Source organism: Nocardioides luteus (assembly GCF_015752315.1).
In the GTDB taxonomy this organism is placed as follows: domain Bacteria; phylum Actinomycetota; class Actinomycetes; order Propionibacteriales; family Nocardioidaceae; genus Nocardioides.
This window is the reverse complement of the sequence record NZ_JADOVJ010000001.1, coordinates 3295610-3319580: the sequence shown is the minus strand read 5'-3', so window position 1 is coordinate 3319580 and position 23971 is coordinate 3295610. Positions and strand designations below refer to the sequence as shown.

General features: G+C 69.7%; 23 protein-coding genes and 1 tRNA gene. 14 read left to right on the top strand and 10 right to left on the bottom strand.

Annotated elements, in window-relative coordinates:
* Nucleotides 1-44: 44 nt before the first annotated feature.
* From HD557_RS15930 to HD557_RS15905, 6 genes are all read left to right on the top strand, one after another.
* Nucleotides 45-2747, top strand: coding sequence for a bifunctional acetate--CoA ligase family protein/GNAT family N-acetyltransferase (locus HD557_RS15930; RefSeq protein ID WP_008361737.1), 2703 nt, complete (start codon nt 45-47; stop codon nt 2745-2747).
* Between the two features lie 33 nt (nt 2748-2780).
* On the top strand, nt 2781-3365 hold the full coding sequence (locus HD557_RS15925) for a DUF5998 family protein (RefSeq protein WP_196874604.1): 585 nt from the start codon (nt 2781-2783) through the stop codon (nt 3363-3365).
* Between the two features lie 7 nt (nt 3366-3372).
* Nucleotides 3373-4497: an alkaline phosphatase family protein gene (locus HD557_RS15920; protein WP_008361735.1), complete on the top strand. Its 1125-nt coding sequence runs from the start codon at nt 3373-3375 to the stop codon at nt 4495-4497.
* A 111-nt stretch (nt 4498-4608) separates the two neighbouring features.
* Nucleotides 4609-5238, top strand: a complete 630-nt coding sequence (locus HD557_RS15915) for a pyridoxamine 5'-phosphate oxidase family protein (protein WP_196874603.1) — start codon at nt 4609-4611, stop codon at nt 5236-5238.
* An 18-nt stretch (nt 5239-5256) separates the two neighbouring features.
* Nucleotides 5257-5901, top strand: a complete 645-nt coding sequence (locus tag HD557_RS28295; RefSeq protein ID WP_231380320.1) for a CGNR zinc finger domain-containing protein — start codon at nt 5257-5259, stop codon at nt 5899-5901.
* Nucleotides 5902-5911: 10 nt separating this feature from the next.
* Nucleotides 5912-6568, top strand: a complete 657-nt coding sequence (locus HD557_RS15905; protein ID WP_008361729.1) for a thymidine kinase — start codon at nt 5912-5914, stop codon at nt 6566-6568.
* A 149-nt stretch (nt 6569-6717) separates the two neighbouring features.
* On the opposite strand, the gene HD557_RS15900 is transcribed toward HD557_RS15905, so the two are convergent.
* Together HD557_RS15900 and sepH are read right to left on the bottom strand one after the other, a co-directional pair.
* Nucleotides 6718-8400, bottom strand: coding sequence for an alkaline phosphatase D family protein (locus tag HD557_RS15900; protein ID WP_196874602.1), 1683 nt, complete (start codon nt 8398-8400; stop codon nt 6718-6720).
* A gap of 156 nt (nt 8401-8556) precedes the next feature.
* Nucleotides 8557-9600: a septation protein SepH gene (sepH, locus tag HD557_RS15895; RefSeq protein WP_269210646.1), complete on the bottom strand. Its 1044-nt coding sequence runs from the start codon at nt 9598-9600 to the stop codon at nt 8557-8559.
* Between the two features lie 124 nt (nt 9601-9724).
* Between sepH and HD557_RS15890 the strand changes: the two genes are divergently transcribed.
* Nucleotides 9725-10354, top strand: coding sequence for a trimeric intracellular cation channel family protein (locus HD557_RS15890; RefSeq protein ID WP_008361723.1), 630 nt, complete (start codon nt 9725-9727; stop codon nt 10352-10354).
* 23 nt (nt 10355-10377) lie between these two features.
* On the opposite strand, the gene HD557_RS15885 is transcribed toward HD557_RS15890, so the two are convergent.
* The 3 genes from HD557_RS15885 to HD557_RS28285 all read right to left on the bottom strand — a co-directional run bounded on the left by HD557_RS15885 (nt 10378) and on the right by HD557_RS28285 (nt 12674).
* Nucleotides 10378-10914, bottom strand: a complete 537-nt coding sequence (locus HD557_RS15885; protein WP_196874599.1) for a hypothetical protein — start codon at nt 10912-10914, stop codon at nt 10378-10380.
* Nucleotides 10911-11891 carry a hypothetical protein gene (locus tag HD557_RS28290; RefSeq protein WP_231380318.1) on the bottom strand — a complete coding sequence of 327 codons (981 nt, stop codon included), beginning with the start codon at nt 11889-11891 and terminating at the stop codon, nt 10911-10913. Before HD557_RS28290 ends, HD557_RS15885 begins: the two co-directional genes overlap by 4 nt.
* 177 nt (nt 11892-12068) lie before the next feature.
* Entirely contained in the window at nt 12069-12674 is a 606-nt protein-coding gene (locus tag HD557_RS28285) for a hypothetical protein (RefSeq protein ID WP_231380317.1), read from the bottom strand.
* Nucleotides 12675-12917: 243 nt separating this feature from the next.
* On the opposite strand from HD557_RS28285, the gene HD557_RS15875 reads away from it, so the two are divergent.
* Nucleotides 12918-13571 (top strand): DUF3159 domain-containing protein, encoded by a 654-nt coding sequence (locus HD557_RS15875; RefSeq protein WP_008361716.1) that lies wholly within the window; start codon nt 12918-12920, stop codon nt 13569-13571.
* Here the strand turns inward: HD557_RS15875 and HD557_RS15870 are convergent.
* On the bottom strand, nt 13553-14422 hold the full coding sequence (locus HD557_RS15870; RefSeq protein ID WP_196874598.1) for a LysR family transcriptional regulator: 870 nt from the start codon (nt 14420-14422) through the stop codon (nt 13553-13555). The two genes, HD557_RS15875 and HD557_RS15870, sit on opposite strands and share 19 nt — an antisense overlap.
* A 99-nt stretch (nt 14423-14521) precedes the next feature.
* Here HD557_RS15870 and HD557_RS15865 point away from each other — a divergent pair, with 99 nt between their 5' ends.
* Nucleotides 14522-14875, top strand: coding sequence for a nuclear transport factor 2 family protein (locus HD557_RS15865; RefSeq protein WP_196874597.1), 354 nt, complete (start codon nt 14522-14524; stop codon nt 14873-14875).
* 8 nt (nt 14876-14883) lie between these two features.
* On the opposite strand, the gene HD557_RS15860 is transcribed toward HD557_RS15865, so the two are convergent.
* Nucleotides 14884-15693 (bottom strand): alpha/beta fold hydrolase, encoded by an 810-nt coding sequence (locus HD557_RS15860; protein ID WP_196874596.1) that lies wholly within the window; start codon nt 15691-15693, stop codon nt 14884-14886.
* A gap of 112 nt (nt 15694-15805) precedes the next feature.
* Here HD557_RS15860 and HD557_RS15855 point away from each other — a divergent pair.
* A tRNA-Val gene (locus HD557_RS15855) sits at nt 15806-15877 on the top strand.
* Nucleotides 15878-16384: 507 nt separating this feature from the next.
* Here the strand turns inward: HD557_RS15855 and HD557_RS15850 are convergent.
* On the bottom strand, nt 16385-17101 hold the full coding sequence (locus HD557_RS15850) for a TetR/AcrR family transcriptional regulator (RefSeq protein WP_196874595.1): 717 nt from the start codon (nt 17099-17101) through the stop codon (nt 16385-16387).
* A 65-nt stretch (nt 17102-17166) separates the two neighbouring features.
* Between HD557_RS15850 and HD557_RS15845 the strand changes: the two genes are divergently transcribed.
* The 4 genes from HD557_RS15845 to HD557_RS15830 are packed head-to-tail and all read left to right on the top strand — an operon-like array spanning nt 17167 to nt 22015.
* Nucleotides 17167-18027: an alpha/beta fold hydrolase gene (locus HD557_RS15845; RefSeq protein WP_196874594.1), complete on the top strand. Its 861-nt coding sequence runs from the start codon at nt 17167-17169 to the stop codon at nt 18025-18027.
* Entirely contained in the window at nt 18024-18914 is an 891-nt protein-coding gene (locus HD557_RS15840; RefSeq protein ID WP_196874593.1) for an alpha/beta fold hydrolase, read from the top strand. The genes HD557_RS15845 and HD557_RS15840 overlap by 4 nt, the downstream gene beginning before the upstream one ends.
* Nucleotides 18911-20455: an FAD-dependent oxidoreductase gene (locus HD557_RS15835; RefSeq protein ID WP_196874592.1), complete on the top strand. Its 1545-nt coding sequence runs from the start codon at nt 18911-18913 to the stop codon at nt 20453-20455. Before HD557_RS15840 ends, HD557_RS15835 begins: the two co-directional genes overlap by 4 nt.
* A gap of 27 nt (nt 20456-20482) precedes the next feature.
* The gene (locus HD557_RS15830) at nt 20483-22015 is read left to right on the top strand and encodes an amidohydrolase family protein (protein ID WP_196874591.1); all 1533 of its coding nucleotides are present in this window, start codon (nt 20483-20485) and stop codon (nt 22013-22015) included.
* A 59-nt stretch (nt 22016-22074) separates the two neighbouring features.
* Here HD557_RS15830 and mhpA read toward each other — a convergent pair whose 3' ends face one another.
* Both mhpA and HD557_RS15820 read right to left on the bottom strand, forming a co-directional pair.
* Nucleotides 22075-23616 (bottom strand): bifunctional 3-(3-hydroxy-phenyl)propionate/3-hydroxycinnamic acid hydroxylase MhpA, encoded by a 1542-nt coding sequence (gene mhpA, locus HD557_RS15825; RefSeq protein WP_196874590.1) that lies wholly within the window; start codon nt 23614-23616, stop codon nt 22075-22077.
* On the bottom strand, nt 23616-23966 hold the full coding sequence (locus HD557_RS15820; RefSeq protein ID WP_196874589.1) for a DoxX family protein: 351 nt from the start codon (nt 23964-23966) through the stop codon (nt 23616-23618). Before HD557_RS15820 ends, mhpA begins: the two co-directional genes overlap by 1 nt.
* Nucleotides 23967-23971: the final 5 nt, after the last annotated feature.

Genomic DNA, 23971 nt, shown 5'->3' with positions numbered 1-23971 from the left:
CTTGCCATGAGCGTCGACCTGGGGCCAACCGCTAGATTTCTCTCGTGACCGCGCAGCAGACCCCGCCGTACCCCTCCCACTGGGAGGCGGACGTGCTGCTGCGCGACGGGCGGACGGCACACATCCGGCCGATCAGGTCGGCGGACAAGGACCTGCTGGTCGACTTCTACGACCACCGGGTCAGCGACGAGTCGAAGTACTACCGCTTCTTCTCGCCGATGCCGCACCTCTCGGCCCGGGACGTCGCGCGCTTCACCGAGGTCGACCACAAGGACCGGGTGGCGTTCATCCTCACGCTCCGAGGCCGGATGATCGCGGTCGGTCGCTACGACGTGGTCAAGCCCGGCGAGGCCGAGGTCGCCTTCCTGGTCGAGGACGACTACCAGGGCCGCGGGATCGCGCAGATCCTGCTCGAGCACCTCGCCCAGGCGGGACGCGAGCGCGGGGTCACCAAGTTCACCGCCGACGTCCTCCCCGACAACGCGCGGATGATCCAGACCTTCCGCGACGCCGGCTACAAGGTGGCCAGCGTCTACGAGGACGGGGTCATCTCGCTGCAGTTCGGGATCGACGTCACCGACACCGCGGTCGGCCGCCTCGCGCTGCGCGAGCACGAGGCCGAGGCCGCCTCGATCCACCGCTTCTTCAACCCGCGCTCGGTCGCGGTCATCGGCGCCAGCCGACGGCAGGAGACCGTCGGCCAGGCGCTCGTACGCAACCTGGTGATCGGCGACTTCACCGGTCGGGTCTACATGGTCAACCCCAGCTCCAGCGCGGTCAGCGGGATGCCGGCCTACAAGAGCGTCCAGGACATCCCCGACGACGTCGACGTGGCGATCGTCGCGGTGCCCGCCGACGCCGTGCAGGACGTCGTGCTCGACTGCGCCGCCAAGGGCGTGCACGGGCTCGTGGTCATCTCCAGCGGCTTCGCCGAGACCGGCGAGGAGGGTCGCCAGCGGCAGCGCCGGCTGGTGAACCTGTCCCGCTCCTACGGGCTGCGGCTGATCGGGCCGAACGCGCTCGGCGTCATCAACACCGACCCGCAGGTGAAGATCAACGCCAGCCTCGCGCCGACGATGCCGCCGCGCGGTCGTGCGGGCTTCTTCTGCCAGTCGGGTGCGCTCGGCTCGGCGATCCTGGAGAAGGTCAACAATCGCGGACTCGGTCTGTCGACCTTCGTCAGCGCCGGAAACCGCGCCGACGTCTCCGGCAACGACCTCCTCCAGTACTGGGAGGAGGACGTCTCGACCGAGGTCGTGATGATGTACCTCGAGTCCATCGGTAACCCGCGGAAGTTCTCCCGCATCGCCCGCCGCGTCTCCCAGCGCAAGCCGATCGTCGCGGTCCGCTCAGGACGCACCACGCAGGGTGTGCCGATGGGCCACGCGGTCCGCAAGATCAGCGCCCCGCCGGCCGCGGTCGACGCGATGTTCCGTCAGGCCGGGATCATCCAGGTCGACACCCTCGACGAGATGTTCGACGTCGCCCAGCTGCTCGCCCACCAGCCGCTCCCGCGCGGACGCCGCGTGGCCATCGTCGGCAACTCCGACGCGCTGGGCCTGTTGGCCGCCGACGCCGCCGTCTCGGTGGGGCTGCAGGTCAACAAGCAGGTCCCGCTGCCCACCGAACCGTCCGCGGAGGACTTCGAGGACGCTCTCGACGCGGCCATCGACGACCCCGAGGTCGACGCGGTGATCTCGGTCTACATCCCGCCGCTCAACGTGTCCGGCGAGGAGATCGCCAACGTGCTCGCCGCGGTCGGCGAGCAGTCCGACAAGCCGCTGGTCACCAGCTTCCTCGGTGCCGAGGGTGTCCCCGAGCTCCTGAGGGTCCCCGACGTCGCCGGGTCGACCGCCGGTCGCGGCTCGGTGCCGTCCTACTCCTCGGTGGAGTCGGCCGTACGCGCCCTGGCCAAGGTCGTGGAGTACGCCGTGTGGCTGCGCACCGCCGACGGCGAGATCCCGTGGCTCAGCGCGGAGGAGTGCGACCCGCGTACGGCCCGCAAGATCGTCACCGACGTGCTCGCCGCGCGACCCTCGGGTGGCGACCTGAGCCGCGAGGACCTGGGGATGGTGCTGGCGGCGTACGGGATCAAGCTCTGGAAGACCCACAAGGTCACCACCCTCGAGGAGGCGATCTCCGCCGCCGAGGACCTCGGCTGGGACGTCGTGCTCAAGGCGACCGTCGAGAGCGTCCGGGAGCGGCCCGACCAGGCCCACGTCGTACGCAACATCGACGACGTCGAGGAGATGACCGAGGCCTGGGAGCTGATCACCAGCCGGATCCCGCCGGACACGGGCGGGTTCGCGGTGCAGCGCACCGCGCCGCCGGGTGTCCCGGTCGCGATCCGGTCGATGGAGGACCCGCTGTTCGGGCCCGTCGTCTCCTTCGGCATCGCCGGAGCGATCACCGAGCTGCTGGCCGACCGTGCCTACCGGATCCCGCCGCTGTCCCAGCGCGACGCGGCCTCGATGGTGCGCGAGATCAAGGCCGCGCCGCTGCTCTTCGGGTACCGCGGCGGCGACATGGTCGACGTCGACGAGATCGAGCGGCTCGTCCTCAAGGTCGCCCAGCTGCAGAACGACCTGCCCCAGATCTCCTCGCTCGACCTGTCCCTGGTCCTGGTCGGTCAGGAGTACTCCGCCGTCCTGACCGCCAGCGCCCGGGTCGACCTGGTCGCCGATCCCCGCTCGGACTGGTTCGTACGCCGCCTCAACCCGGCGGTCGGGGACACGCTGCCTGGCTAGGCGGCCCGTGGCGGCCCGTGGAAGGATGGGTGTATGAGCACCCGCACCGATGATCTCGACCGCGCCGACGATCTGCGCGCAGAGATCGACCGCACCGGCTACTACCCCGAGGTGGTGGCCGACTGCGTCGCGTCCGCCGTGGCGGGGGAGAAGGTGTCCTCCTTCTTCCTGCACCACGAGCCGACCTTCGACCGTGACGAGGTGCGCCGCCACCTCTCCGTGCTGGTGCTGACCCCGACCCGGCTGATCCTGGCCCACACCGACGAGCACGCCGGCGACGACCTGCTGCCCGAGCCCTACACCTCGACCTCGACCGAGGCCGTGCGCATCGACTCGGTCAACTCCGTCGTGGTGACCCGGATGATCACCAACCCGACCAAAGGGTCGAGCAAGCCGGCCGAGGTCGTCATGACCATCGGGTGGGGCGGCGTCAACCGCGTCGACCTGGAGCCCGCGGGCTGCTCCGACCCCAACTGCGACGCCGACCACGGCTACACCGGCGTGTTCACCCCCGACGACTTCTCGCTGCGCGTCTCGGCTGCCGCCGACGGGCACGACTCGGTCGCCCGCCTGCTCTCCTTCGCAGAATCGCTCTCGGCTCGCACCCACAACCGGTGACGGCGGGGTGACCGGGTTTCTCGCCCCCGCCTACGGGGAGCGCTCACTGGGTGATGTCCTGCCGGCGGTCGCCGCCGCCATGGGCATCCCGCTGGGCACCTCCGAGGCGCGATCCGGTCTCGAGTTGCCGTCCGCCGCTGCGTACGTCGTCTTCCTGGTCGACGGGATGGGCACCAACCTGCTGCGTCGCTATGCGCACGCGGCTCCGTTCCTGGCCTCGCTGAGCGAGGACCAGGAGGCAGGTACGGCCGGGGTGCCGTCGACGACGGCGACCAGCCTCACCTCGTTCGGGACCGGGCTGACGCCCGGTGGTCACGGGCTGGTCGGCTACACCTCGCGCATCCCCGGCACCGAGCACCTCCTCAACGCGCTGCAGTGGCGCAAGGACGTCGACCCGGTCGAGTGGCAGCCCAACCAGACCGTCTTCCAGCGGCTGGGCGAGGCCGGGGTGCCGGTCACGGTCATCAACAAGCGGGCCTTCGGTGGCTCGGGGCTGACCATCGCCGCCCACCGGGGCGCGGAGTTCGTCGGCGCCGACCGGGTGGGGGAGCGGATCGCCTCGGCGGTCGCGCTCTCGCGGGTCCCGGGGTCGCTGACCTACCTCTACGACGGCGATCTGGACTGGACCGGCCACAAGTACGGGGTCGCCTCCTCGCCGTGGCTGCAGCAGCTCTCGATGATCGACGCCGAGGCCGAACAGCTGCGGGACGCCCTGGACCCGTCCGTACGCCTGCTGGTGCTCGCCGACCACGGCATGGTCGACTCGCCGGCGGCTTCTCGCACCGACATCGACGACTTCCCCGAGCTCCGCGACGGTGTCGCGCTGGTCGGTGGTGAGGCCCGGTTCCGCCATCTCTACTGCTCGCGCGGCGCGGTCGACGACGTGGTCGCGACCTGGTCGGAGAAGCTGGGCGACAAGGCCGAGGTGATGACCCGGGAGACCGCGATCCGTCGCGGCTGGTTCGGGCCGGTCACCCCGTCGGTGCTGCCGCGGCTCGGCGACGTCATCGTCGCCTCGCACGGCGAGCACGCGGTGGTCTCGACGAGCCTGTTCAACTACGAGACGACGCTGGTCGGGCTGCACGGCTCGCTGACCCCCGACGAGATGCTCATCCCACTGCTGGTCTCCTAGGGGAATGAACCCCGTCTCTAATGGTTACATCCTAAGTATCCATTAGTGACGACTCGCCGTATCCGGCGGGAAGGGGTGTGTCATGGGTGAGCACGGAGTCGAGGGCCGGCGATGACCGGGCACTACGGACAGGTCGCGTTCACGCCGCTGGTGACCGAGCACCAGGCGATCCACGGGAGCGCGGCGGCGTACGCACGTATGGCGGACGGCGAGAGCGTTCCGGACCGGATCGGGCGGGGCGAGGCCGCGTTCATCTCGTCGCGGGACAGCTTCTTCCTGGCGACGGTCAGCGAGACCGGCTGGCCCTACATGCAGCACCGCGGCGGGCCTCCCGGGTTCCTGAAGGTGATCGACGAGACCACGCTGGGCTTCGCCGACTTCCGGGGCAACCGGCAGTACATCACCCGCGGCAACCTCGACCACGACGAGCGGGTCTCGCTGTTCCTGATCGACTACCAGCTCCAGGCCAGGATGAAGATCTTCGGTCGTGCGCGGGTCGTCGAGCCCGAGGACGATCCCGAGCTGGTCGAGTCGCTGGCTCCGGCCGGGAGCTCGGCGAAGGTCGAGCGCGGGATCCTGATCGACGTCGAGGCGTACGACTGGAACTGCAAGCAACACATCCCGCAGCTGGTGCCCTTGGCGGTCGCCCAGAACACCGTCGCGGAGCTGACCGAGCGGATCAGCGAGCTCGAGGCCCAGCTGGCCATCGCCCGTGGCGGCGGTGTAACGGCTGAAGCCTAGACTGACCATTAGATCGAGATGAGTTCGACGACGGAGGGGACGGCCGTGGAGCTGCAGGTGCCGGTGCTGTATCCGACCCAGCCCGCGGCCGTACGCCTCATGAACACGATCTGGGCCGACCGGGCGGCCGTGCACGACTCGCTGGAGAGCGTGGCGCACCTCCAGGCCTGGGCCGAGGAGGCGGGGCTCGGCCGCCACCAGGGCCTGGGCGAGCACGACCTGGCCCGGGCCCGGGCCCTGCGGGACGCCCTGCGCCGGCTGGCCGCCGAGGTGACCGGCGACAGCCGGCCGCACAGTGTCTCGGAGGGGCTCAGCTCCGAAGCGGCGCTCGCGGTGCTCAACGAGTTCGTCTCCCACTGCGCGCCCGTCCTGCGCCACGGTCCGCAGGGCGGCTACGTGCGCGAGTGGCTCACCGACGGCTCCGGCCTGCAGCGGGAGCTGAACCTGATCGCGCTGGACGGATCCGAGGTGCTGACCCGGCAGGCACCCCACGAGCTGAAGGCGTGCGGCGGCCCCGGCTGCGTCCTCTACTTCGTACGCGACCACCCGCGGCGCGAGTGGTGCTCCGCGGGCTGCGGCAACCGGGCACGGGTCGCGCGCCACTATCGGCGGAGCAGGTCCAGCGACGAGGGTCCTGCCACGGGCCGCGGCGCGGACCACTAGGCTTCGGCGAGTGGCTGAGCTGACCTTCTGGACCGGGACGATGGACGCGGGGAAGTCGACTCTCGCGCTGCAGACCAACCACAACCACGCGGCTCGCGGCAGGGTGGGGCTGATCTTCACCGTCCACGACCGCTCCGGCGAGGCGGTGGTCACCTCTCGCCTGGGCCTGACCCACGACGCGATCGAGGTCACCGACGACTTCGACTTCTGGCGCCACGCCGTCGACGCGCTGACCCACGGCGCCCGGATCGACTACCTCATCTGTGACGAGGCCCAGTTCTACACCCCCGAGCAGATCGAGGCGCTGGCCAAGATCGTCGACGAGCTGCAGATCGACGTGTTCTGCTTCGGCATCCTCACCGACTTCCGCACCCGCCTCTTCCCGGGCGCCGCCCGTCTGGTCGAGCTCGCCGACCGTACGGAGGTGCTGCAGGTCGAGGCACTGTGCTGGTGCGGCAAGCGGGCCACCCACAACGCCCGGGTCGAGGACGGCGTCATGGTCACCGAGGGTGACCAGGTCGTCGTCGGCGACACCGACCGTGAGTCCGGCACCACCCCCAGCGCGGTCTCCTACGAGGTCCTCTGCCGCCAGCACCACCGCCGCCGCCTCACGGCGGCCCGGGCCAAGTCCGTCTCCCTCGTGCCCGAGCCCCTGCCGTTCGGCTGACACCCGCTGGTCGAGCCGCTCCGCTGGTCGAGCCGCGAGGCCGCCTGCGGCCGAGCGTGTCGAGACCAACACAGTCCTGTCGGCGCTCGACGGGACTGTGTTGGTCTCGACACGCCTTCGCCTAGCGGCTCCGGCGGCTCGACCAGCGGTCAGCGGTTGAGCGTCGGCATGGGCACGTCGGCGTACTTCGTGCCGACGGCCGCGTTCTGGGTGTCGAGCTGGACGCCGGGGCGACCGTTCTCGACGACGTAGGTCGCGCGGGTGGAGATCGGGGCACCCCGGCGCTCGACGTACGGCACGACCCGGAAGTCGCTGGAGAGCTCGTCGGGCGTGACCCTGACGCGTACGTAGCCGCGCTGGCTGTTGAAGAACTTCAGGTGGTCGTTGGCCCGGAGCAGGCTCTCGCCGCCGGTGGTCATGTCGGCGCCGTCTCCGCCGCTGGCGATGGAGGTGCCGACGAACTCGCTGCCGACGACGGCTGACTCGGGGTCGTCGTAGTCGGCCAGCAGGTTGCTGGCGTAGTTGTGGTGCCGGTCGCCGGTGATGACCACGAGGTTCTCGATCCCGCTGGTGCGGGCGCCCTCGAGGAGCCGGTTGCGGTTGGCGATGTAGCCGTCCCACGGGTCCATGTAGAGGGTCTTGGCCTCGGTCTCGTCGAGGTCCGTCTCGGCCATCGGCGCCTGGTTGGCGAGCACCTGCCAGCGGGCGGTCGACTGCCGCCAGTTGCGCTGCAGCCACGCCTCCTGCTCGAGACCCATCATCGAGCGCGACGGGTCGTAGATGTCCGGCGTCAGCTCCGGGCTCGCCGGGTCGCTGCCGTCGCCGTAGGCCTGGTCGTCGCGGTACTGCCGGGTGTCGAGCACGTTGAAGTCGACCAGGTCGCCGTAGCGCAGGTTCCGGTAGATCTGCATGTCCGGTCCGTCGGGCAGCGAGCTGGCCCGGAACGGCAGGTGCTCGTAGTAGGCCTGGAAGGCAGCCGTACGCCGCGGCATCCACAGCGCGCCCTGCGACTGGCTGCGCTCCTCGGGGATCTCGTCGGCCCAGTTGTTCTCGATCTCGTGGTCGTCGGGGGCGACCACGAACGCGTGCGACTGGTGGGCGGCCATCAGGTCCGGGTCGGACTTGTAGAGGCCGTACTGCTGGCGGTAGCGCGCCAGGTCCAGGGTCTCCCCGGCCAGCGAGGGGTCGACCGTGGTCCGGCGCCAGTTGTTCTCGGCGGTGACGCCGGACTCGTACAGGTAGTCGCCCAGGTGGAAGACGACGTCGACGTCCTCGTCCGCCAGGTGCCGGTAGGCGGTGTAGAAGCCGTGGCTGTAGAGCGCGCAGGAGGCGAAGGCGAAGCTCATCCGTGCCAGCGGGGAGCCGTACGCCGGGGCGGTCCGGGTGTGACCGGTCTGGCTGACCTCGCCGGCCGCCATGAACCGGTACCAGTAGTCGCGGCCAGGGCGCAGACCCCACACCTCGGGGTGGACCGAGTGCCCGAAGTTGGGGGTGGCGGTGACCGTGCCGGCCTTGACGACCTTGCGGAAGAGGGGATCCTCCGCGACCTGCCAGCGGACCTTGACCGGCTCCTGCGGCATGCCGCCGAGACCGTCGGCGGCGAGCGGCTCGGGGGCGAGGCGGGTCCAGAGCACGACGGAGTTGGGGAGCGGGTCGCCGGAGGCGACGCCCAGGGTGAACGGGTAGCGGGAGAGCGGCTTGACGGTCTTGACGGACACGGCGTCGGCGGGGATCGAGCCGGTGCCGAGCAGCATGGCGGCGGTTGCGGTGACACCGGTCGAGGCGGTGCCGGAGAGGAGGGAGCGTCGGCTCAGCGATTCGGGCAGGAGCATCGGGGGCCTCCGAGAAAGGTGAAAGTGCTTGCCTCCACTCACTTCATCGGTGGCGCATGAACGCCGACCGACCCCAGCCCGACACTGGTCGGTCGGCTCCCCAACGCATCACGGACCGGCCGATGGCCGGTCCGTGAACGTGGTGTGAGGAGTCTGTCAGTCCTGCTTGCCGCCGCCGAACATGATCTCGTCCCAGCTCGGCACCGAGGCGCGCTTGCGGCGCGAGGACGCCTTCTTGGCGGGCTTCTGCGGGGCCTCCTCGGCGGGTTCTGCCTCGGCGGCTGCCGGCTCGGCGATCGGCTCGGCGACGGGCTCCGGCTCGGCCGGGACCGCTGCCTGCTTCTCGGTCGGGCTCTCGTCGCCCAGGAAGGCCTCGAGCGGGGTGTCCACATCGACCGGGTCCGGCTTCGCGGCCTTGGCCGCCGGGACCGGCTTGGGAGCCGGGGGAGGGGTGGCCGGTGCGGCCGGGGCCGGGCTCTTCGCGCGGCGCCGGCGGGCGGCGAGCATGTCGTCGGTGACGACCGGCTCCGGCTCGGGCGCAGCGGCCTCGAGCTTCTCGCCGGTCAGCCACCGGGCGTCGTCGTTGTCGAGCTCGACGTAGTTGCCGGGGGCGTCGTAGGTCAGCTCGGCGATGCCGGAGCGCTCGGCGGTCTCGTATTCACCGGTGAGCTTCCAGCGCCCGTCGGGACGCCGGTAGGAGTCCCAGTTGACCGAGTCGGGGTCGACGTACATCGTCTGGAAGTGGGCGCTGACGGCCTCGCCCAGGGTGCGGGCGGTGCTGGCGGCCTCACCGGGCCGACGGCGTACGGAAGCCTGCTGGGCACGCTGCGCCATGTGCTCGCGCTCGGCGAGGACGGGACCGGCGAAGGCCAAGATCTTCTCGACCGTGGTGCCGGCGACAGCGGCGACCTCCTCGGCACTCTCGCCCGCACGGATACGGGTCTGAATGTCACGGGGCCGCAGGCTGCTGCTCGGGGTCTTGTTCACGGTTTGCTCCGATCGGCGGGTCGACACAGCCTCGAGTGCTGCACGGAGACGGTCGTCGATGTCGGCGGTGTATTCACGATCCTCGTCATCGACGAGAAGCATGCGTAGACCATCGTCACTGACCGAGATGAGCCGCAGAAGGACGGGACCAACCTCATCCGGTGCCTGCTCTTCGAGCTGGCCCGGAGTCAAAGGCAATCCTTCGGCCGACATCCTCTTCTCAATTCTAGAAACGGTTGTGACGACCCTACGCCACTGACCGTCATCGTATGGGGTGCCCATGCCGCGAGGCCGTGGCATTTGGGGTTTTCGCGATCAACGAGGCGACCATTTGGCAGTGGAACAGTCGCTGACCCTTCTCGTGCTCGACCTGGTCGGGTGCTTCGTCTTCGCGCTCTCCGGAGGCCTGATGGCGGTCCGCAAGGAGCTCGACATCTTCGGCGTGATCGTCCTCGCCTGCGTCACCGGTCTCGGCGGCGGCTTCCTGCGTGACATGGCCATCGGCGCGACGCCGGTCGCCGCGCTCTCCGACTGGCGCTACCTCGTGGTGCCGATGACGGCCGGTCTGCTGACCTTCTTCTTCCACCCCGCGCTGGGCCGCCTGGAGCCCATGGTCAACGTCTTCGACGCCCTCGGGCTGGGGCTGTTCGTCATCGCCGGCGCCGTCAAGGCGCTCGACTTCGGCCTCTCCCCGCTCGCGGCCGCGATCATGGGCCTGGCCACGGGCGTGGGCGGCGGCGCGATCCGCGACGTGCTCGCCGGACGGGTCCCGATCATCCTGCGCCGCAGCGTCTTCTACGCCATCCCGGCCTTCGCCGGCGCCGCGGTCGCGGCCTTCGGGCTCTACGCCGGGATACCCGCGACACTCGCCATGGCGGTCGCGTTCGTGACCTGCTCCGGGTGGCGGCTGCTGGCGATGTGGCGCCACTGGGAGGCGCCACTGCCGCGGGGTTCCGCGTCGGTCTGAGGCTTCTCGATCGGTGGCTGGTCTCAGTGGTCGGAGCAGCAGGGGATCTGGTGGCGGGCCTCGAACGGCACCAGGCCGGCGGCGGCCCGCTGGACCAGGAGCACGCAGCGCCCCTCGCGCCACACCGGCCGCGCGAACCCGGTGAGGTCGAGGGTGTCCGCGGGCTCGAGGTCGATCCCGGCCAGGCCTTCGACGGCGTCGACGACGCTGCCGGCCTCGACCGCGGCCACCGTGGTGACGGTCTCGATGCTCCTCCGGCCCGGGTAGCGGGCCAGGCGGCCGGCGGTCCGGGCCTCCGCCTCGGCGATCGCGGGGGAGTCGAGGGTGACGTACGCATCGGGGAGCCGGTCGGCGAGCAGCGCGGTCAGCTCCTCGACCGCCGGGCCGCCGGGCCAGTCCAGGACGGCCACGAAGCGGGCGGTCGGCTCGCGCACGACATGGGTGCTGATGACGTACGCATCCTCGGGCCGGCCCGCGCCGAGCACCTCGTCCAGGCGATGGACGAGGTGCTCGGCGCCGGCGAGATCCCGGGCGTCGGTGTCGACGGCCAGGGTGGTCATCGAGTCGGGACGACCCAGACCGGGTTGGTGTAGAACCACAGGTCGACCCACGGGTCGGCGTCGCCGACGACGTCGATCGCGGGACCGGCCGGGTCGACGCTCGCACCGAGGTAGCCGGGCTGGAACCGGTTGGCGTCGGTGCCGCGGACGCGTACGTAGAACGCCTCCTCGACGCGACCGAGGTCGTAGCGCAGCTGGAAGGTGCCGGTGCGGCCCGAGGTGTCGGTCTGCTCGATCACCTTGGTGTCGGGCGCCTTCCAGGTGTCGCGGTCCGAGACGTACGTCGGGTCGACCGCGCCCCGGATCACGTCGACCCGGTTGAGCGACGGGATGAACTGCGACCAGTTCGGCACGTCCTGGGCGGCGATGGTGACGACCAGCGAGATCCGGCTGCCCTTCTTGGCCTTCAGGGTGCCGCCGAGGCTCTCCGAGCCGCCGTCGGAGGAGACGACGCGGACGTCGACCGACTTCACCAGCGCGCCGTGGTCGACCCAGACCCGGCCGTTGCGCAGGCCCTTCATGACCGCGCCGTAGCTGCGCTCGGTGGCGCCGACGTGGGTACGGCTATAGTAGCCCGGCCAGAAGTCACCGGCGGTGTTGTTGACCGAGCCGGCGTAGACCGGGTCGCCGTAGCGGCCGTTGGCGTTGAAGTACGCCGAGTCCGAGCCGTCGGGGCGGCGCGAGGTGTCGCCCCAGTTGACGTGCGAGTCGGAGTTGGCGCTGATCGACCACGGCTTGCCCTCGGCGAGCAGCGAGTCCCACAGGCCGCCGACGGTCGAGGTGAACCAGTCGAAGCCGCCCCAGGAGCGGTAGGACTCGGCGGGGTAGCCGGGGAAGGAGTTCGGGCCGGGGCCGTTGCCGTAGTAGCCACGGGCACTGCCGGGACCGTAGCCGGCGGGCAGACCGGCTGCCTGGTGGCCGGGGGCACCCTCCCAGCCGATCGCGATCCGCGGGTCGGCGTCACGCCAGCCGCGCACCTCGTGCGGGCTGTCGATGCCGTTGCGGGCCGGGTGGTTGGCCAGGAAGAGGGCGTCCGCGACGCGGCGCTTGTCGACCTGCTTGCCGAGCCACTGGATGCCGGCGACGGCGAGCGCCTCGTTCTCTGGGGAGTTGCCGCTGGCGCCCTTGACCGAGCCGTCGTAGTCGTTCTCGAACTACTTGAGCACGGCGACCTCGTGGGCGCCCGGGGCGACGAAGACGGTGCCGTGCTCGGCGGCCGGGATGTTCCACTCCAGCCCCTGGAAGATCAGGGTGTCCTTGAGGACCTTGCGCGCGGCCACGATGTCGGGGTTGACCAGCTCGACGCCGAGCTTGGCGTGGGTCGCGCCGCCGTGGTCGGTGATGACCAGCCAGTCCAGGCCGTACGCCGCGCCGTGCTGCGCCTGGTCGATGACCCGGTACATCGCGTCCGAGCTGTGCTGGGTGTGGATGTGGTGGTCGCCGGCGAGCCAGTGCCGGATGGTGGCCCGGTTGCCGGTCCGGGCGGTGGCGGTCGCGGTCTCGGCCATCGCCGGGGTCACGCCGGTCATGCCCGCCATCCCGGCGGTCACCGCACCGGCGATGCCGGCGGCGCGGAGCAGGTTGCGCCGGGAGACCTCGGCGGGACGCAGGTCGCTGTCGGACGCGTCCGAGGAGGCGGCGAGGGTGATCTCGTCGACCTCGTGGGAGTGAGAGTGGGAGTGGCCGTGCTCGTGGCCGTGCTCGTGGGCGTGGTGGTGACCGTCGGGCCCGTGCGAGTGGGAGTGGTGCTCGTGTGACACGTTGAATCCTCCGCGTGAGATAAGCCGTCTCCGCGTGCCCGAGCAGCGGCGCTCAGAGCCAATCGGCGCCGGATGGCCGGGGTACGTCGCCCGGTTGCCCTCCCGGTGAAATTTTGCCGAGCCGTCACCCCCGCGGGCCGAGGCGTCAGCTGTGCCGGGCGAGGCGTCACCCCGGCCGGGCGAGGCGTCACTTCGGCGGCCCGAGACGTCATGCCACTTGCTAGTAAGGCTACCCTTACTCGCGTGACGACGACCGACCGCCGCGACGACGACGCCGAGACCCTGGCCGACCTCCTCGGAGGAGCCCGCGGCGCGATCGACGCCACGGTGCCGCCGGTCGCCTTCGTGGCCGGCTGGCTGGTCAGCGGGGAGCTGTGGGTTGCGACGGTGGTGGCGCTCGGCCTGGCCGCGCTCGTGGCCGTCTGGCAGTGGCGCAAGGGGCGCAAGCCGCGCGCTGTGCTGCTGGGGGTGGCGGGGGTCGCGGTCGCGGCGATGATCGCGCTGCGTACGGGGCGGGCAGAGGACTTCTTCGTGGTCCAGCTCGCGGCCAACGCGGCCAGCGCCCTGGTGTGGGTGGTCAGCATCGCGTTCCGCTGGCCGCTGCTCGGCGTGGTCGTCGGCCTGGTGCTGCGCCAGCGCGGTGCCTGGCGCCGCGATCCCGTCCTGCTGCGCGGCTATGCGCTGGCGAGCTGGGTCTGGGTCTGTCAGTACGTCATCCGGGTCGCGATCTTCGGCCCGCTGTGGTGGTCCGGCGACGTGGTCGCCCTGGCGATCGCCCGGGTCGCGCTCAGCTGGCCCCTGGTCGCGCTCTGCCTGCTGGTGAGCTGGTTCGTGCTGCGCCGCTCCTTGCCCGAGGACCACCCCGGGCTGCGCCATCCTCAGGTCAGCGCAGCCTGAAGCAGGCCGTGGAGCCGGCGGCTGGCGCGCTGCTGGTCGCCCTCCCGGATCACGAGCGCCAGACCGGCGCGCACCTCCGCATCCACGATCGGCGTCGCGACCAGATCCGTCCCGGCCGCCATCGACTCGGCCAGCACGCAGACCCCCAGCCCGCGCGCGGTGAGCCCGAGCAGCGTCTCCGGGTTCGACCCGGACAGGTCGACCTTCGGCTCCACCCCGGCCCGGGCGCACGACTGCTCCAGAGCCGTCCGTACGCCCGTCCCGGGTGGGATGCACAGCACCGTCTCCGCGTGGAGATCGGCGAGCCGCGGCCGCGCGTTGGCGAGACGATGGCCGGCCGGCGTGATCACCGCGAGCCGCTCGTCGCTGACCGACTCCGTGGCCAGGCCGTCGATGACAGGTCCCGCATGGGAGATCAGGCTCAAATCGAGCTCGCCGGCCAACGTACGCCGCTGGAGGCGGTCGGAGGTGTCCTCGACGAGCTCGACGCCGACGCCGGGGTGCTCCCGGTGGAAGGTGGCGACGGCGTCGAGGAAACCGGGGATCGTGCAGCCGGCGATCATCCCGAGGCGTACGTGGCCCCGGATGAGGTCGCTCAGCTCGTCGGCGCTCTGCCGCACGCCCTCGATCGCCCGGATCGCCTCGCGGGCGCGAGGGAGGAGGGTCTCGCCGGCATGGGTCAGCCGTACGCTGCGAGGCCCCCGGACGAGCAGGTCGTGCCCGAGCTCGCGCTCGAGCTTGGCGAGCTGGGCACTGATTCCCGACTGGCTGACGTGGAGCCGCTGCGCCGCGGCCGTGAACGAGCCGTGGTCGACGACGGCGACGAAGTAGCGGAGCTGTCCGATCTCCATAAGCATTGATGCTAGCAACCAGCAGAACTATCTGTTTGAGTGCTGAATCGATCCCGGTCAGGCTGGGTGGTGAAAATCGAACCGACCTGAGGAGACCCGATGACCGCATCCGCTGCCGAGCTCGCCGAGACGTACTTCACCGCCTGGCAGGAGCGCGACTTCGCCCGCCTGCGCTCGCTGCTGGCCGACGAGGTGAGCTTCGCCGGCCCGCTCGCCACGATCTCAGGCGCCGACGAGTGCGTCGCCGGCCTGGAGGGGATGGCGCAGGTGCTCGACAGGATCGAGGTGAAGGAGCGGCTCGCCGAGGGGCCGAGCGTGATCACCTGGTTCGACCTGCACACCACCGTCGCCGAGCCCGCCCCGACCGCCAACTGGATGCGCGTCGAGGACGGGCTGATCACCGAGATCCGGGTCGCCTTCGACCCGCGCGGGATCCTCGCCGCTCGCGGGTAGGCGACCTGCTAGGCGACCTGCTGGCCGCGCGGCTGCGTACGGGCGGTCTCGCGGATGACCTCGGCCACCAGGTCGGGGTCATCGTTCATCGGTACGTGGCCGCACCCCGCCAGCCACCGATGGTTTGCGTGCGGAAGGCGTCGCGCGGCCACCTTCGCCTGGTAGGGAAGCAGGGTGAGGTCGCGCGATGCCCAGGCGATCGTGGTGGGGACCTCGGGCTCGGGCGGTCCGGGGTAGTCGTAGCGGTAGACACCGCTGAAGAACGTCTTGATCCCTTCCCGCGAGGTGACCATGTTGGCCGTGTCGGCGGCCGCGACCGCCGGGTCGATCCGCTCCGGGTGGGCGAAGAAGGGGCTCATCGTGACCGTACGCGCCACCCGAGACTGCAGCACGGTCCCCGCCACAGGCGCCAGCGGCCGCGCGACCGCCTGGATGCCGGCGAACAGCCCGCGCACGTAGAGGTAGTCGACGCGGTTCATCCAGAACCCGGCGGGGGAGAGCGCCGTCACCGTACGCGCGTGCCCGGCATCGCCCATCTCCAGCGCGAGCAGCCCGCCGAGGCTGTTGCCCGCGACGTGCGGCCGCTCGACCCCGAGCTCGCTGCGCAGCGCATGGAGCTCCGCCGTCACCGCCTCCCGCACCGTACGTCCCGCCAGATCGAACGCCGGCGACTCACCGTGTCCCGGCAGATCGACCGTGATCACCTCGAACTCGTCGGCCAGCCGCTCCACCACCCCCGCCCACGCCTGCCGGCGGTGCGCGATCCCATGGATCAGGAGCAGCGGCTCCCCGCTGCCGGTCCGTTCGTACGCGAGCATCGTTGCTCCTTCGGGTTGCCCTCGGGTGTCGTGCCGATGGCTCGGAGCCTACGTCCGGCGTGTCCCCGAATGTGGGTCCGGCGAGCGGATGCGCTAATGTTTCACCCGCAACGCGTGATTGGCGCAGTGGTAGCGCACTTCGTTCACACCGAAGGGGTCACTGGTTCGAACCCAGTATCACGCACGCGAAGAACCAGCCTCCGACCAGGTGTTTTACCCGGGTCGGAGGCTGGTTTGCTTTTCGGTCCGTCGAACGATTGTCCGGTCTTGCCTGACAAACTGCCTGAACAGGTGGCCACGCGCACTTCGTCGCGGACGGACCGTGGACCCCGCTCAGATACATGACCTGGTCAGAGTTCGGACCCGGCTGATCTGGGTGAGACGGCCCATGGCTGCATGCCACCGTTCAGTGCTGCTGAGCGTTTCCAAGCGCGGGTGACGCGCACGCCGGCGACGTTGTCCTCGGCGATGTCGCCGTCGAAGTTCGTGAGCGCCGTACGCATCTGCTGGCGAACGCGCCGATTGACGGCTGCCCGGAGGAGAGGTGCCGTGAGCCGGTTGATCGGCAAGGGGATTCGGCCCGGTGGGGCGGTGGCGGCGATGCGCGCTGCTGCCGCTGGGATCTCGACCGAGCTCGAGCCGGAGCCCTCGGCGGAGCCTCGCGCGGGTTCTCGAGAGGGTTGTGAGGACCTCATGCGCTTCCTTCTCGTCGCAGTTGGGCCAGTCCGGTCACCAGAAGATTGAGGCCGAAGCTGAACTCGTCATCCAGCGGGACGGGGAAGAAGTCGGCCACGGCAGCTGAGGCGGGGCGGCTGTCGTCGCCGGGGTTCCGATAGGCCTGGGCGGGTGCCGCGTCCTCTGTGTCCTCACCGTTGAGCTGGATGGCGAAACCCAGGACGAATCGCGCGAGCGTCGCGTAGCAACGGATTGCGACTGGTGGCTGGAACCCGGCGTCCAGAAGCACCTGGAGGGCGACCTCCCGCAGTGCCAACGCATTCGGCCCGGTGGGCACCTGGGCGAGGAGTAGGGGTGCGACGTTCGGATGGCGTCGAAGGTTCTCGAACATCCACGTGGCCATGGCTCGGCACGCGTTCTCCCAGCCGAGGCTCCGGAGCTCGTCGACCTGAACAGGGACCCTGCCGAACGTGTGGTCGATCACGTGGTTGATCAGCTCGGCCCGATTGGAGAAGTGTCGATACAGGGTCGCGGTGCTCGAGTCCAGCCGTTGCGCCAGAACGCGGAGCGAGAGGGCCTCGGCACCTTCCTCGTCAACGATCTTCAGTGCTGTCGCAACGATTCGTTCCTTGGGGACAGGCGGACGGCCGCGCGAGCGGCCAGGACGAGGGGCGTCGGTGTCGCCGTCCGGACCTGAGGTCGATTCGGCAGCGGAATCAGTGCGCGCATTCATATCGGTTACATCGTATCCGATAGTTGTTGACAAGCGCCAGCATTAATGACAACACTGTATCCGTTATGAAATCCTCCCTTGTTGATCCGGACCCGGACTCTCGATTCGCCGTCGTCGGCGACCTGCGGCTGCACTTCAAGCGCTCCGGCAGCGGCCGCCCGCTTCTGCTGCTGCACGGGAGCGGCTCGTCGATCCACGGTTTCGAGCGCGTCGCGGAGCGCCTGTCCACGTCGTTCGACGTCATCACCCTCGACCTCCCTGGTTTCGGGCTCACCGGACCGCGCCCCGACAGGGACTACCGGGTGTCGACGTACGTCGACACGGTCGCTGGGTTCATGACCGAGCTGGGCCTGGAACGCTTCTCCGTCGTCGGCAACTCGCTCGGCGGCAACATCGGCTGGAACCTTGCCCTGGCCGAACCCTCTCGGGTGGAGAACCTGGTGCTCATCAACGCCACGGGCTACCCCGAGAAGTCTCTCCCGATGGGCATACGACTGGCCCGCAACCCGATCCTCCGTCCGCTGCTGCGGCGCGGGCTTCCGAGGCGGGCGACGGAGCGCAACCTTCGCGCGCTTGTCGGTCGACCGTCGATCGTGGACGAGGCGATGGTCGACCGCGTCCACGCGATGATGAACCTCCCTGGCAACCGGTCTGCCTTCGTCGACTTCGCGAACACGGACCAGGAGGATCGCAGCAGCCTGATTCCTGATGTCGCCGTACCGACGCTCGTGCTTCGCAGCGCGTCGATCGACGCTCAGCACTTCGGCCGGGACATCCCGGGAGCGGTCGAGCGGACCCACCCGACCGGGGGCCACTTGCTGCCCGAGGAGGACCCTGAGTGGGCTGCCGCGCGGATCCGCGAGTTTCTGGAAGGCGATCCGGATCTCCACAGAGATCGCCCGACGCAGGACGGGGCGCGATCATGAAGTACTTCGTCGGTCAAGGAGAGGACCTTCTCCTGGACGAGCGAGCGAGGCGCGGCCTACGCGGAAGCTTCGTCGAGCTGTCCCAGGGCGTGACGCACTACGAGCTGACCGGCCCCGAGGACGGCGAGACCGTCGTCCTCACCGGAGGGTTGACCGTTCCCCTGTTCTACTGGGACGGCCTGGCCGAGCACCTGCACGGCATGGGATTGCGAACGCTCGCGTTCAGCGCCTATGGACGTGGGTATTCGCAGCGCCTGACGTGCGACTACGACGAGGCAGTATTCGTCGGTCAGGTCGAGGAGCTCGTGGACGCGCTCGGACTCCCACCTCACCACGTTGTCGGGACCTCGATGGGCGCGATCATCGCCATGGCGTACGTGGCGGGCCGCTCGGACATCAAGAGCCTGACTCTTGCCGGGCCGGCAGGGCTGTCCGCCGCCCCGGCGAGCCGTTGGCTCTTCAAGAGCGATCACGCTGCCGCGTTCGTCGGCAGACGGCTCGGACGGCGAATTCTGGAAAACCACCTGGGCCACAACGTGCGGGACGACGCAAGTGCGGCGGCCCTGACCCGGATGGTGCGCGACGCGTTTCGCTACCAAGGCTCCATGTACGCGTTGTTCTCGACGCTGCAGAATCTGCCCCTGCACGGCCGGGCCGAACTCTTCGGTCGCACCGGCCACTCGGGCATTCCCACCATGCTCATCTGGGGCGACGACGACCACGTCACCCCCATCGCCAGCCTCGACGAGGCTCGCACACTCCTGCAGCCGCGACAGTGTCACGTGATCGCGCAGTGCGGGCACATGACGCCACTCGAGCGACCCGACGAGGTCGCGCACCTGGTCGCGTCGTTCACCACCCATCCAACAGAACGGCTCGAGCAATGAAGACAGATGACACCGTGATCGACGTACTCATCGCTGGTGCCGGCCCGAGTGGCTCGGCGCTGGCGATCGACCTGGTGCGTCGCGGCCTCGACGTCCGGATCGTCGACAAGGCACCGCACTCCTTTGAAGGGTCCCGCGCGAAGGGACTCCAGCCGCGAACACTCGAGGTCCTCGACGATCTCGGTGTTCTCTCGGCCGTCCTCGACCAGGGGAGCCTGTATCCCAAGCTCGGCCTCCACCTCGGGCGGGCCGTGATCCCGTGGAGCATGATGAAGAACCGCGCGGCCACCGCCGACGTGCCGTACCCCAACACGTGGCTCATTCCTCAGTTCGCCACCGACGCGGCGCTGCACGCTCGGTTCGCCGAGCTGGGCGGCAAGGTCGAGTACGGCACCGAGATCACCGGATTCACCCAGGACGACACGACGGTCACCGCGACCCTCACCACGGCCGCCGGTGTCGAACACGTCACCGCCCGCTACCTGGTCGGCACCGACGGTGGTGCGAGCACGACCCGCTCCACACTCGGCATCGACTTCATCGGGTCGACCGACGAGCAGGACCGCATCCTCATCGTCGACGCCACCACCACCGGCCTGTCGCGAGACCGGTGGCACATGTGGCCCCGCCTCCGTGCAGGCTTCGTCGCGGCGTGCCCATTGCCCGACAGCGATCTCTTCCAATGGATGGTCCGGCTCGCGCCGGACGAGAACCCGCCCACCGATCTCGACGAGATCAACGCGCGGATCCGTGCCCACACCCACGCATCGGGTGTCGAGCTCCAAGACATTCGCTGGCGGTCGGTGTTCCGCCCCAACACCCGGCTCGCCAGCAGCTATCGCCAGGGCCGGGTCTTCATCGCCGGGGACGCAGCGCACGTGCACACCCCCGCAGGAGCTCAAGGCCTCAACACCGGCATCCAGGACGCCTACAACCTCGGCTGGAAGCTCGGCCAGGTCCTCGGGGGAGCTGACGACGCCCTTCTCGACTCCTACGAGGCCGAGCGCCAGCCCATCGCAGCCGGAGTCCTCGGCCTGTCGACCAAGAAGTACGAGGCCATCGGCAAGCTCGATCCCACCAGCATCCGTCGTGGCAAGGACGAACAGCAGCTCGGGATCACGTATCGGGGCGGTCCGCTGGCAGCCTCCGGTGACCAGACCACCAGCGGGCTCAGCGGCGGCGACCGCGCGCCGGATGCCAAGGTGGTCGACGCCGAGGGCAAGCCCACGAGGATGTTCGATGCCTACCGAGGCCCACACTTCACCGCCGTCGCTTACGGCGACGGAGCAGCTCGTGCGTTGAGCGAGATCCAGTGGCCAGCGGCCGGCGCGGCCCTGAGGACGGTGGCGATCGACGCACAGTCCCCGACCGCCGATCTGATTCTGACCGATGACAACGGGAGCTTCCGCGACTCCTACGGAGTCGACGAGGACACGCTGCTCCTGGTGCGCCCGGATGGCTATCTCGCCTCGGTCGCCTCACGAGACATGGTCAGCAAGACGCAGGCCGCGATCTCACTGCTGACCCCCTCCGCCACCTGAAAGCCGCAATCGATCCGAGGTGGAACCATGTCCAGACGCGTACTGATCACCAACGCCAACCTGCTGACCGTCGCCGAACCGGCTCCGCCTGGACTCAACCAGCTGTTGGTCGAGGACGGTCGGATCGCCGCGATCGGACAAGACCTCGGAGTCACCGATGCCGAGGTGGTCGACGCACGTGCAGGCATCGTCATGCCCGGCATGGTCGACACGCACCGTCACACCTGGCAGTCGCTCCTGCGAGCCACCTTGGCCGACGGGACCCTGTACGACTACATGGCGCTGGTGCGTTACGGCTACGCGCCCCACTTCACCGCGGCTGACGCGGAACTGGCCAACTACGCAGGCGCGTTGGATGCGCTGAACGCCGGCGTGACAACGGTGGTCGACAACGCTCACCTGGTCGTCACCCCGGATCATGCCGACGCGTTGCTCACGGGTCTGGAGAACGCGGGGATTCGAGCCGTCTACTGCTACGGCCTGCCCGATGTCGCCAACCCCGACGTACCCATCGAGCCTGAACGGACCTTCACCTCCCGTTGGCGCCACCAGGACGCGGAGAGGCTTCGCGCCGCGAGGCTGCCTGCTGACGCTGGTCTGATCCGGTTCGGGATCAGCGGCAGCGACTTCCTCTTCGCCCCCTTGCACTACACCGTCCCGGAGGTGGAGCTTGCCCGGCGCCTGGGTGCGCATCGGTTCTCGGTGCACGTCGCCAACGGGCCGTTCGCCCGCGGCACCCGTTATGTCACCCGACTCCTGGCGAAGGGCATGATCGACGACCGCACACTCTTGGTCCACGGGAACGTGCTGTCCCGCGCCGACCTGTCACGTATCGCGAGCGTCGGCGCCTCGATCTCGGTGACCCCGGAGAGCGAGATGCAGATGGGTATGGGAACTCCGATCTGGCCCAGGGCACGGAACGCAGGAGTGGCCTGTGGTCTGGGAGTCGACATCGTCTCGGGAGGCTCGGGGGACCTGTTCACCCAGATGCGCCTGGCCTTGGCAGCCGGGCGCATGGCCGCCAACGACAAGCTCGGCGACCACCGGATGATGCCGGACAAGTTGCAGCTGACCACGGAGCACGCCCTGCGCGCCGCCACCATCGACGGCGCCCGCGCGGCCGGCCTGGACCGCGAGGTGGGCACATTGGAGGTCGGGAAGCGTGCTGACCTGATCCTGGTGCGCACCGCGGAGCACCACCTGTCGCCTCTCCTCGACCCGGTCAAGACCGTCGTCGTGCAAGCAGGGGCAGGCGACGTCGAGCTGGTCATGGTTGACGGCAGGATCGTCAAACGAGACGGGAAACTGGTGGGCACCGATTGGCACGGGATCGAGCTACGTCTTCAGCAGGCCGCCGATCGGATCTTCACGGCTGCGACCCAGCACAGCCTCGACCAGGCGTACATCTACGTCCGGGCAGCATTCCCGCTGGACAGAGCAACCGCGATCGGAGCTCGGGTCGCGGGGAAGGCTCTGCAGGTCCGCGGCCTGGACGACATGGTGTTCAGGGTCATGCTCGCCCAGTCCGCCAAGGGCCAACGGTCCAGAACCAGACGATGAAATGATGCCCGCGCATGCGCGGCCCGCGGAGCCGGTGACGCGCGTCGGCCGCTGCTGCCCTACGACCGCTCCCGCTCGGGCCGGAAGGTCGGAGTCGCGGCGCAGACGGCGGCCGCGTCGCGGCTGGCGAGCATGACCGTTCGATCCGGCCGCACCAGCGCCGCGGCCACGTGGTTCTTGATCAGCCACGCGTGGAGTGGGGAGCCGGCGGGTGCTTCGACCGAGACCGCGCCCCGGCTGGTCAGGAGCGAGCGTTGGGAGGCGGTGAGGGGCTGTGCGGAGACGACAGCGAACCGGTGCCCGACGGTCTGGTCGAACCGACGGCTGTCGGAGATGACGGCGTTCGGTGCCAGATGCCCCGCCGGTGAGCGGCGGAGCCGCGACCTCCTGACGAGTGCGGTGCGCGCCAGTGCGGGGGTCTCGCTGTCCAGGATCCTGGCCCGCATGCCGGGGATGTAGCGCAGGCGCGGGGCGAGGACCCGGCGAGCGGTGTCGCCCGCGCGGCCGCCCTGCGTCATCAGGACGCCCATGAGCTTGGCGAGGCGGATCAGCGCCTGAGCATGCGGTTTGCGCTCGGCCTCGTACGTCTCCAGCACGCTCTCGGGGAGGTCTCCGGCCAGCACACCGGCGATCTTCCAGGTCAGGTTCATCGCGTCTCGGAGGCCCGCGCCCATGCCCTGGCCGATGAAGGGCGGGGTCAGGTGTGCGGCGTCCCCCAACACGAACACGTTGCCATCGCGCCACCGGTCGGCGACCTGGGCGCGGAAGGTGTACTCCGCGACTCGAACGAGCTCGAGATAGGAGATGGCGGTGCCCCTGACCCAGGGCTGGATCATCGGGAGCAGCGCCTGGAGCGAGGCGAAGTCGTCGGCGGTCTCTCCCGGCAGCAGCTGGAACTCCCACCGGTACCGGGTCTCGCCGATGCGCATGTACGTCGCGGCACGGGTGGCGTCGCAGACCTGGTGCACGCCCTCCCACTGGTCGAGGTCGGCCGAGGTCGCGACGTCCACGACGAGCCAGCGCTGCTCGAAGTGCAGGTCCTCCATCCGGGCTCCGATGGCGGACCGCACGACGCTGTTCGCACCGTCACAGCCCAGGACGTACGTCGCCAGGACCGATTCGTGGGCACCGGTGATCCGGTCGGTGAAGTCGACGCGGACACGGCCGTGACCGTCCTGGGTCACATCGGTCACCTCGACGTTGCCACGTACGGTGATGCTCGGCTGGTCCTTCAGGTTCGTGCGCAAGAGGTGTTCGAGGGCCGGCTGGTCGAACATGTTCGCGCGCGGGTGCCCGTGGCGTCCTTGCTCGCCTCTCCGGTCGAACTCCGCCAGAACCCGGAGATCCCGGTCGACGAGTCGCAGACCGTGCGCAGGTCGCGAGATCGCAGCGAAGTCGTCTGCCAGCCCGAGCTCGGCGAGGATCCGGTAGATTTCGTCGTCCAGATGAACAGCGCGAGGCTGGGGGTAGACCCCGTCCCAGCGGTCCAGCACGAGGCATCGGATGCCGTAGTGCCCCAGCAGTGTTGCGGCGGTGACGCCCGTCGGGCCGGCGCCGGCGATGACGATCGGGTACGTCTCGGAGGGAGCTGCTGAGTTCATCACAGGCTCCCCAGCCTGAGTGCCAGAACGATGACGACCAGGCCACCGAGCACCAGCGCAGGCGCTGCTTCCCTCACCCCGTCCCCGCCGCGGAGATGGACGAAGGTCGCTCCACCGAGAAGGATGAATAGCCCGAGCGCGGCCGCGACGGGGATGAACCTCGAGACCGATCCCAGGAGCAGCCCGACCGCGCCGGCGATCTCGAGGGCGCCGATGCCGCGGTAGGCGGCGACGCTGAATCCGACGTGGGCGGCTCGCTGAGCCATCGCGGGCAGACCAAGCAGCTTGGCCGCGCCCAGCGCTGTGAAGACAGCGGCCAGGGCGACCGTGAGGATGAAGAGTATGGTCATCGAGG